This window comes from Algibacter sp. (assembly GCF_049667265.1).
Taxonomy (GTDB): Bacteria; Bacteroidota; Bacteroidia; order Flavobacteriales; family Flavobacteriaceae; genus Algibacter_B.
Map to the genome: position 1 here is coordinate 1 of NZ_JBATHX010000018.1, position 10,601 is coordinate 10,601.

The 10,601-nt window shown below is 32.7% G+C and carries 9 protein-coding genes and 1 riboswitch; of the genes, 3 read left to right on the forward strand and 6 right to left on the reverse strand.

What is annotated here, in order from left to right:
- The first annotated feature begins 77 nt into the window (after window positions 1–77).
- Together rpmH and carB are read left to right on the forward strand one after the other, a co-directional pair.
- Window positions 78–239 carry a 50S ribosomal protein L34 gene (rpmH, locus tag WBN21_RS00605; RefSeq protein ID WP_042495769.1) on the forward strand — a complete coding sequence of 54 codons (162 nt, stop codon included), beginning with the start codon at window positions 78–80 and terminating at the stop codon, window positions 237–239.
- Between the two features lie 113 nt (window positions 240–352).
- Window positions 353–3,205 carry a carbamoyl-phosphate synthase large subunit gene (gene carB, locus WBN21_RS00610; protein WP_424197378.1) on the forward strand — a complete coding sequence of 951 codons (2,853 nt, stop codon included), beginning with the start codon at window positions 353–355 and terminating at the stop codon, window positions 3,203–3,205.
- Between the two features lie 308 nt (window positions 3,206–3,513).
- Here carB and WBN21_RS00615 read toward each other — a convergent pair whose 3' ends face one another.
- The 6 genes from WBN21_RS00615 to WBN21_RS00640 form a co-directional block, all read right to left on the reverse strand.
- Entirely contained in the window at window positions 3,514–4,059 is a 546-nt protein-coding gene (locus WBN21_RS00615) for an acyl-CoA thioesterase (RefSeq protein ID WP_424197379.1), read from the reverse strand.
- A 12-nt stretch (window positions 4,060–4,071) separates the two neighbouring features.
- Window positions 4,072–4,419 (reverse strand): 6-phosphogluconate dehydrogenase, encoded by a 348-nt coding sequence (locus tag WBN21_RS00620; RefSeq protein WP_424197380.1) that lies wholly within the window; start codon window positions 4,417–4,419, stop codon window positions 4,072–4,074.
- A 12-nt stretch (window positions 4,420–4,431) separates the two neighbouring features.
- Window positions 4,432–5,754, reverse strand: coding sequence for a DNA recombination protein RmuC (gene rmuC / locus WBN21_RS00625; RefSeq protein ID WP_424197381.1), 1,323 nt, complete (start codon window positions 5,752–5,754; stop codon window positions 4,432–4,434).
- 155 nt (window positions 5,755–5,909) lie between these two features.
- A complete protein-coding gene (locus tag WBN21_RS00630; RefSeq protein ID WP_424197382.1) occupies window positions 5,910–6,701 on the reverse strand; it encodes an ABC transporter ATP-binding protein in 792 nt (263 codons plus the stop codon).
- 114 nt (window positions 6,702–6,815) lie between these two features.
- Window positions 6,816–7,847 (reverse strand): FecCD family ABC transporter permease, encoded by a 1,032-nt coding sequence (locus WBN21_RS00635; protein WP_424197383.1) that lies wholly within the window; start codon window positions 7,845–7,847, stop codon window positions 6,816–6,818.
- Window positions 7,848–8,993, reverse strand: a complete 1,146-nt coding sequence (locus WBN21_RS00640; protein WP_424197384.1) for an ABC transporter substrate-binding protein — start codon at window positions 8,991–8,993, stop codon at window positions 7,848–7,850.
- A gap of 208 nt (window positions 8,994–9,201) precedes the next feature.
- A riboswitch (cobalamin riboswitch) is annotated at window positions 9,202–9,495 on the forward strand.
- 72 nt (window positions 9,496–9,567) lie between these two features.
- Here WBN21_RS00640 and WBN21_RS00645 point away from each other — a divergent pair.
- Window positions 9,568–10,601, forward strand: a 1,034-nt coding sequence (locus tag WBN21_RS00645) for a TonB-dependent receptor (RefSeq protein ID WP_424197385.1), incomplete at its 3' end; no start/stop codon positions are given.

Sequence of the window (10,601 nt, forward strand, 5' to 3'; positions counted from 1 at the left end):
AGGCTTTGTATATTTGCCCTCGGTTTTAACAAGGCCATCTATTTAAAAAATACAATTCAGTTTAAAGATATAAGATAATGAGTAAAAGAACATTTCAGCCTTCTAAAAGAAAGAGAAGAAACAAACATGGTTTCAGAGAAAGAATGGCTTCTGCTAACGGTAGAAAGGTATTAGCACGTAGAAGAGCTAAAGGAAGAAAAAAATTATCTGTGTCAACTGAAACTAGACATAAGAAATAATGATTAACAATTGTTGATAATTAAAAGGTATTACTTAACGGTAATGCCTTTTTTTATATCTACTGATTACTATTTTTGCAACACATTAAAGTACAATATTTAAGCACTAAAAAATGCCAAAAAATCCAAAACTAAAATCGATACTAATTATTGGTTCAGGTCCTATTGTAATTGGACAAGCATGTGAGTTTGATTATTCAGGAACTCAAGCATTACGTTCATTAAGAGAAGATGGAATTGAAACAGTTTTAATCAATTCTAACCCTGCAACTATCATGACAGATCCTTCAATGGCTGACCATGTGTACTTGCTGCCATTAAATACCAAATCGATTATTCAAATTTTAAAAGATCATCCACAAATTGATGCCGTTTTACCAACTATGGGAGGTCAAACAGCTTTAAATTTATGTATTGAGGCTGATGAAAAAGGGATTTGGAAAGATTTTGGAGTTGATATTATTGGTGTTAATATTGATGCTATAAATATTACTGAAGACAGAGAAAAATTTAGAGAGCTGATGCTTAAAATTGGAATTCCAATGGCGCCTCAAGCAACAGCAACATCTTATTTAAAAGGTAAGGAAATTGCTCAAGAATTTGGTTTCCCATTAATTATTAGAGCATCCTTTACTTTAGGTGGAGCAGGCGCATCGTTTGTTTATAAAGAAGAAGATTTTGATGAATTATTAACGCGTGGATTAGAGATTTCTCCAATTCATGAGGTGATGATTGATAAGGCTTTAATTGGTTGGAAAGAGTATGAATTAGAGTTACTTAGAGATTCGAATGATAATGTGGTTATCATCTGTTCTATTGAAAATATGGACCCGATTGGAATTCATACCGGAGATTCTATAACAGTTGCACCAGCAATGACTTTAAGCGATAGAACGTTTCAAAAAATGCGTGATATGGCCATTCATATGATGCGAAATATTGGCGATTTTGCAGGCGGTTGTAACGTGCAATTTGCAGTTTCACCTGATGAAAATGAAGATATTATTGCTATCGAAATTAACCCACGTGTTTCGCGGTCTTCAGCATTGGCAAGTAAAGCAACAGGATACCCAATTGCTAAAATTGCAGCTAAATTAGCCTTAGGTTATCATTTAGATGAATTAAATAATCAAATTACAAAATCTACTTCAGCTTTATTTGAGCCGACTTTAGATTATGTAATTGTAAAAATACCACGTTGGAATTTTGATAAGTTTGAAGGATCAGACCGAACTTTAGGTCTTCAAATGAAATCTGTGGGAGAGGTTATGGGTATTGGTCGTTCATTTCAAGAAGCACTTCATAAAGCAACGCAATCGCTTGAAATTAAGCGTAATGGTTTAGGTGCCGATGCTAAAGAAAATAAAAACTACGATGAGATTATAGAAAAATTGACCTATGCTTCTTGGGATCGTGTTTTTATTATTTATGATGCCATTGCTATGGGAATTCCTTTGAGCAAAATTCATAAAATCACTAGAATTGATATGTGGTTTTTAAAGCAATATGAGGAATTACATGTTCTGAGAAATGAAATTTCAACCTTTACAATTGATACTATTCAAAAAGACTTATTGCTTGAAGCAAAACAAAAAGGCTATGGCGACAGACAAATAGCGCATATGTTGGGTTGTTTAGAAAGTCAAGTATATAGTAAACGTGAAGAACTTGGTGTAAATCGAGTTTATAAATTAGTGGATACTTGTGCTGCGGAATTTCAAGCTAAAACACCATATTACTATTCTACTTTTGAAAGTGATATGGAAACTGCTGATGGTAAGCGTTATGCGGATAATGAAAGTATAGTTACTGATAAGAAAAAAGTAATCGTTTTAGGTTCTGGTCCAAATAGAATTGGCCAAGGCATTGAGTTTGATTATTGTTGTGTTCATGGGGTTTTAGCTGCTGCTGAATGTGGTTACGAAACCATTATGATAAACTGTAATCCTGAAACCGTTTCAACTGATTTTGATACGGCCGATAAATTATATTTTGAACCTGTATTTTGGGAACATATATACGACATCATTAAGCATGAAAAACCAGAAGGTGTTATTGTACAACTTGGCGGGCAAACAGCTTTAAAACTTGCTGAAAAATTAACTAAATACGGTATTAAGATTTTAGGAACTAGTTTTGAATCTCTTGATTTAGCTGAAGATAGAGGGCATTTTTCAAGATTGTTGAAAGAAAATAATATTCCTTACCCTGAATTTGATATAGCAACAACAGCTGATGAAGCTGCTGCCATTGCCGATGTGTTAGATTTTCCAATTTTGGTGCGTCCTTCGTATGTTTTAGGAGGTCAGGGCATGAAAATCGTAATTAATAAGGAAGAATTAGAAAAGCATGTTGTCGATTTACTAAGTAGAATGCCAGGGAATCAACTGTTATTAGACCATTATTTAGATGGTGCTATTGAAGCTGAAGCGGATGCTATTTGTGATGGTGAAGATGTTTACATTATTGGAATCATGGAGCATATCGAACCTTGTGGCATTCACTCAGGCGATAGTAATTCTTTGTTACCACCATTTAATCTTGGCGATTTAGTGATGCAACAAATTAAAGATCACACTAAAAAAATTGCATTGGCACTTAATACAGTAGGTTTAATAAATATACAATTTGCTATAAAAGACGATACTGTTTTTATTATTGAAGCCAACCCGAGAGCCTCTAGAACGGTACCGTTTATTGCTAAAGCATACGGTGAACCTTATGTGAATTACGCAACAAAAGTGATGCTAGGAGAGAAGAAGGTGAAAGATTTTAATTTCCAGCCAAAATTAAATGGTTATGCCATTAAGCAACCTGTATTTTCTTTTGATAAATTCCATAATGTGAATAAGAAGCTAGGACCGGAAATGAAAAGTACGGGAGAAAGCATCCTATTTATTGATGGTTTAAAAGACGACGCCTTTTACGATTTATATTCAAGGCGAAAAATGTATTTAAGTAAGTAAGAATCACATATTATAAATTTAAAAATCCCGTTTCATACGGGGTTTTTTTTGTTTTGGGCGTTACCACAAGGGTTGGGCCTGCCTGCCTGCCTGCCTGCCTGCCTGCCGGCAGGCTTTACGCTATATCTTTTTAAAAAGTCATTACGAGTATCAAGTAACCTGGTAATCTTTCAAATTCAAGTACATGCCAAGTGTATGGTTTTCTTGTTTTAAAAAGTATGCCGCTTCAATCCCTAACGCACCTATCCGCTAAAGTTTAGCTAAAAACTAATGCTTTTGTTTACTTTTTAATTCATAGCATTCAAAAGCTACGATTCAAACAATTCAATAGTCGCATTTTGGGTTTTAATCAGGTCAAGATGTTCTTCCATTTTAAATTCTGATGATTTAAATCGAGAAGATCTTGTTCTAGACTGCTCTTGCCTCGCAATACTTCTAGCAAAACGTCGCACACTTTGTATGTCGTCTAAAATTAAACCAGGAACTTTTACATTTTTACCGTTCTCATCTTTGGCAACCATAGTAAAATAGGAAGAATTACAATGTTTGACTTTGCCACTTTGAATGTTTTGAGATTCCACACGAACCCCAATAACCATAGATGTTCTACCTGTATAATTTACAGAGGCTTTAAGTGTAACCAATTCACCAACTTCAATTGGATTTAAAAAATCAACCTTATTTACTGAAGCAGTAACACAATAATGTCTGGAGTGTTTTGAAGAACAGGCAAATGCTATTTGATCCATTAAATTTAATATGTGTCCACCATGAATTTTACCACTAAAATTAGAGTGGGCAGGTAGCATAAGTTCTGTAATGGATACTTGAGAGTCTTTGGCGTGTCTAAACATATATTGGTGGTTTTAGTTTTTTTCTTTTTCTACTTTAGTTATAAAATATTTAGTATCTCCGAGCCAAAATAAGGATTTGTAGCGCTCAAAATAGTGGAGTTTTACAAATTTACCTTGAAACTCATTAAGATCTTCAATTACTTGTTTTTCATTGTCTTCAACAGAAAAAACAAAGGTTTGAGCGTCAGAAACACCTTGACTTATCTCGCCTTCCCAAGTTTTAAAAATATAACCTTTGCTACTAAATTTAACAAGTTTTCCAGCTCTTACACCATCACTATAATGAAGAAAATAAATAAAACTGAAATAACCAGCAATCAAAATAAGAATAAATACTAATGATTTAATTAAAAATTTCATGAAATTTAAGGGTTAGTTGTCGTCCTCTTCAGCACGTTTTAAAATAGCTTCAGGAAGCGATTTTTTGGCTTTTGCGCCCATTTTTTTAAGTTTTTCAACACTTGTTATAAGGTTTCCTCTACCTTCAACTAATTTATTCATAGCAGATGAGTAATCACTTTTTGCAGCATCAATCTTTTTTCCAACACCAGTTAGGTCGCTAACTAAACCTTCAAATTTATCATAAAGTGCTCCAGCTTGTCGGGCAATTTCAATGGCGTTTTGTTGTTGTTTTTCGTTATTCCACATGCTGTCAATAGTACGTAAAGTAGCTAAAAGGGTGGAAGGAGTAACAATTACAATATTTTTTTCAAAGGCTTTATTATAAATGGAATTATCTTCATTAACTACCACCGCAAAAGCAGGTTCAATGGGGATAAACATTAAAACAAAATCTGGAGATTCTATATCGTACAGATCCTGATAATTTTTCTCTGATAATTGATCTACATGTCGACTTATTGAATTCACATGGGCTTTTAAATAGCGGGGTCTATCATCATCTTCAGCATTTACCAAACGCTCATAATCTGTTAAAGACACCTTACTATCAATAATCATTTTTTTACCGTCTGGAAGATGTAAAACCACATCTGGTAAAACTCTTGAGCCATCTTCTCTAGTAAAACTTTGTTGTACAAAATATTCTCTATCTTTTTCTAAACCAGATTTTTCTAAAACACGTTCTAGCACCAATTCACCCCAATTTCCTTGCATTTTACTATCACCTTTTAAAGCTCTAGTAAGGTTGGTTGCCTCTTTTGTCATTTGTTGATTTAAATCTTTTAAACCTAGCAATTGCTCTTTTAAGGCAGAATGCATACTGATGCTTTCTTTCTGTGTTAAATCTACTTTTTCTTCAAAAGTTTTTATTTTTTCTTGAAGAGGATTTAAAATATTTTTGATGTTTTCTTTATTCTGAAGTGTAAATTTTTCAGATTTTTCATCAAGAATTTTGGTAGCTAAAATTTCAAAATCTTTTCGAAGTTGTTCTTGACGTTCTTCTAATTCTTTATCGCGTTTAAGGTTGAACTCTTGAAGGTTTTCGTATTCTGAATTTTTTCTGGCTAATTCTGTATTTAAAAAGTCTTTTTCTCTTCGTATATCTTCACGTTCTGTTTCTATTTTGGTCAAATTTTGCTTTAACTCGTCAATATTTAATTGCATTTGATTTTGACGTTCTTCAAGTGTGCTTTGTTCACTTTTACTTTTTAGTTTGGTGAAAAGCATACCTAAATAGGCACCAATTGCTGCAGCAACTAAAATGGATAGAATAAGAATCAAACTGTCGTTCATGAAGGGAATTGAAATTTAGCCAAAGATAAGTATTTTGTCTTTCTAAGGGAAGTGAAGAATCTATATAAATGAAGATTATTAATAGATTCAATTTTAATAAAAAAGGTTGCTTTTCATTACTTCACTTTGAACAAATACAAAAGGTATTTATATTATTATTTTACCCGAAAACTCCCAGTTTTTTTATCAAAAGCTATTAAGTTTTTTGGAAATAAATTTTCAAAAGTCCCTTTCTCAATCAAATTACATGGTGAATCTGAAACCACTTCAGTTGAAGTCATTACAATTAAATTATCACATAGTTGAATGGCTAAATCAATTTCATGCGAAGAAAACAAAATCGTTTTATCAGTTTCTTTAGCTAATTTTTGTAGCAATTTTAAAATATATGCCTTATGATACATGTCTAGATGCGTGGTAGGTTCATCCAGAATTATTAAATCGGTATCTTGGGCTAATGCACGGGCAATCATTACTTTTTGCAATTGGCCATCACTAAGTTCAAAACACTTTTTGTTTTTTAAATCGCTAATATTAGTGTGTTGTATGGCTTTTGTAATAGCTACCATATCTTCATCTGTTAAATTACCAACCCAATTGGTATATGGCTGTCTTCCTAAAGCTACTATCTCGAAAACTGATAAATTTTTTGATGCTATTTGCTCAGTTAACACCAAACTCATCACTTTTGCTAAATCTATAGGGTGGTAATCTAAAATATTTTTTTTATTGATTACAATGGCACCACTTAAAGGATTTTGAACATGAGTTAATGTTCGTAAAAGCGTAGATTTCCCAATGCCATTTGCACCAATTAAACCAACAAGTTCTCCTCTATTTAATTTAATATTAATATTAGAAGCAACAATCGTTTTTTCCTTTTTTGAAATATAACCAATCGATAAATCGTCTGTTCTTAAAATGATATTTTCGTTCTTTTCTATCATAAATTCTAGTTTAAAAAACTCAAATTCCAATATCTAAAATCAAAAAACTTATTCGTGCTTTTAAGCGGAATATTTTGAAATTTTGTTTTTGATATTTTGGAAATTATAGTCATATTAAAATACCATTTTTCGTTTTCTAACTAATAGCCAAATAACAACAGGAGCTCCTATTAATGCCGTTATCGCGTTGATTGGAAGAGTAAAATCGCTATTTGGTAGTTGTGCAATACTATCGCAAATTAGCATAACAATGGCTCCAAATAAAAATACTGCGGGTAGTAATGTTTTATGATTGGACGTGTTAAAAACTTGTCTAGTGATATGGGGAATAGCTAACCCTATAAATGCAATTGGACCCGTAAATGCTGTTATAGTACCTGCAAGTAAGCTTGTTGCAAAAATAATTAAAAGGCGGCTCCTTTTTATGTTTAATCCTAAACTTTTGGCATAGTTTTCACCTAAAAGTAAAGTGTTTAAGGATTTGATTGATGCTACAGCTAGAATGATTCCTATGCTATAAATAATGAATAGGATGAGTAAATCATCCCAAGATAAATCTCCTAAGCTACCAAAACCCCAAAACACATATTGTTGAAGTTGTTCGGCAGAACCAAAATAGGACAAAACACTTACTATCGCAGAGGTAATACTTGCAAACATGAGTCCTATTATTAAAATAGCCATAGTACCGCGAACTTTTATAGAAACCATTAAAACAGCTAAAAGCACTAAAAAGCTACCCGAACTGGCAGCAATAACTACACCCCATTTTGAGGCAAAAATTGCGGCAAACACACCACCAAAAATCCCTGAGCCCAAAATAACTAAAGCAACGCCTAAACCAGCGCCAGAACTAATACCTAGCACAAAAGGACCAGCTAATGGATTCCGAAATAAGGTTTGCATTAATAAACCGGAAATACCTAAACCAGAGCCTACAATAATGGCTGTTAAGGCTTTTGGTAATCTATAATTCCTAATTATATGTTGCCATGTTTCGTGTTCTATTGGATTTCCAATTAAACTATTAAACACCGCTTTTAAAGGAATTGAAACAGAACCTAGACTAATATTCATAAAAAAACAACCTATTAAAATAGCTATTAGTATGATGAAGGATAACTGATATGTCTTTTTATCTGCCAACTATTCGAGGTGTTTAAAAAAATAAGGTTTGTAATTTTCTAATAATTCTGGATGGCAAATTTTAATAATATCCTTTAAAACTAAATCGGGTCTTGTCATTCCTAATTCAAAATATAAAACACCGCCAGATGCTCCAGTTGTATTGTTGAAACTATAAATAGTTTTAATTTTAAAGGCATCAAAAAGCGCATGGTTTTCGTTACCATTCTTTAAGGCTTCTAAACTTGAATAGTTAGAAGGGCTTAGCCAAATATCCGCGGCTTTAGCTTTTACAAAAACCGATTCAAAATTCAGTTTTAAACTTCCAGGACCATTAGTATCTTGCCATAAATAATTTACGTTAGCATCTTTTAAAAGTTGTGCTTCGGTACTTGTTCCGTTTGGTAAATACCAAATATCGCTATTCATGGCGCCACTTAAAACGGTTGGTTTTGTTTTGGCGTTTTTTGCTAATTGCTTAGCTTCTAAATAATCTTTTTCAATGTTGTTAAAAATGGAATCGGCTTTTTTTTCTTTATTGTAAAGTGTACCAAAAAACTTTATCCATTCGGCCTTTGCAAGTGGAGAGCTTTCAACCCAATCGCCATTAAAAATAACTGGAATTCCCGATTTTTTAATCGTTTCTAAGGATGAATTATTGCCATCAATACCAAAACCAACAACCAGATCCGGGTTTAAATTTAAAAGTACTTCGGTATTTAAACCTTCGTTTTTGCCAAGCTCTCTTACGTTTCCAATGTCAATTTGATTTCTTATTTTTTCGGACGAAATATAATCTAAACCCGGAAAACCAACCAAAGTTTGTTCAACATCTAATAATTCTAATGCCGGAATATGGGTTGTTGAAGTGACTACTATTTTTTGAATGGGATTAACAATTATGCCATTGTATTCATCCTTTTTGAAGCTTGTTTTTGCAGCATTTTCTTTATCAATTAAAACATAACTATAATTTTTTTCAGCATTAGGCCAAGGTTTTTTAATGGTTAAAACTTTATAGTTTTTATAATCTTTAATTGAAAAGCCTTCAGCATATATTATTGGTATATTTTGCCCATTATTAACATCTTCAAACTGCTTTTTTTGGTCATTTTTACAACTAAAAACAACAACATTTAGTAATAATAAAAAATATTTAAACTTCATACACCGATGTAACATTTGTAGCACGCTAAAATACTTTTGGTTATTAATTTTGAAAAAAAATAAAAACCCATGCGAAACGGTTCAAATTTAACAATATATATAGTAGCTGCAGTTATTATAGTTCATTTTCTTGCAGGCTTTATTTATCTTATTTATAAATTGAATAAGAAAAAGTAAAGTTTGCTTAGCTACGTTATCAAAAACATTTACTTTTACAGCGAAATTTGGTTCTGTTTAGTTTTTGCTAAACGGATTAAAAGGGAATCAAGTGAAAAGATTGACCATTAACGATTGATGATTTACGAATTAAGGATTCAAAAATCAAAAATCGAGATTCGTTACTCTTCATTCTTGAGCTGTTCCCGCAACTGTAAGTTTATGCTGAACATGTTTCAGTACCTCATAAAGAGGATGTTGTGCACTACAAACCACTGGCTATAGGCTGGGAAGGAAAAAGCAACATTAAATAAGTCAGGAGACCTGCCATTTTCAAAACAATTAATTAGTTAAACTTTCGGGATAAAAGTTTGCGTATGGGTCACACCTTACCATTCCGAGTAATTATTCATTTTAAATGAAAAAAGTAAATGTTTTGAGCGCCTTATGTTTAGGATGGTCAATGATTGGTTTTGCGCAAATGCAAATCGATTCAACAAAAGTAGAGCAACTGGATGAGGTTGTTGTTTCAGATTCACGGTTTAAATTAAAACGTGAAAATTCAGGTAAAACGGTTATTAGAATTTCTCAGCAAGAGATTGAAAGAAACCAAGGTAGAACAGTTTCCTATTTAATTAATTCCAAAAGTGGTATTGAAATTCATGGAAGTAGAAGTGTAGAGGGACAAAATTTAGGAACCTTTGTTAGAGGGGGAAATAACAGACAGGTTTTAGTACTTATTGATGGTGTGCAAATAAATGACCCGTCATTAGTGTCAAACGAGCTTGATTTACGTTTATTAGATTTAAATACCATTGCATCTATTGAAATAGTAAAAGGTGCCGCAAGTACACTTTATGGAAATGCTGCAGCATCAGCGGTAATTAACATTACAACCAAAAAATCCTCTAAAGACGTCATTTCAGGTAGTTTTTTAAGTGTTATTGGCACAAACCAAACTCAAAATGATCTGAATTACAATGGCTCAAGTTTTGCAAACAACGTATCTATAAACGGAACATTAAACAGGTTTACTTATTTGGCAAGTTTTGGAAACCGTTATGTTGATGGTTTGTCGGCTGCAAAATCGGATAACGCTGAAAAAGATCCGTTTTCGAGGTATAACACCAATTTGAAACTGGGTTATGAGTTTTCTAAAAGTTTTGAGATTTCAGCTTATGCAAGTTTAGATAAGTTTAAAACGGATATTGATGGTTTTCCGGCACCAACATATACCTTTAATGATACTAATGATCAGTATGTGTCGCAACAAAAGCGCGTTGGAGTTTCGCCAAAGTATAGCTATAACAACGGAAGTTTTCAAGTAAATGCGGCGTTTACTAAAATTGATAGAGAAACTATTGCTGACTTTAGCGCTGTTAACGAAGCCGAAAGTGTTGTGTTTGATGCGTTTAATAAATACGTTTTTGATGAGTCGTTTTACACCATTGT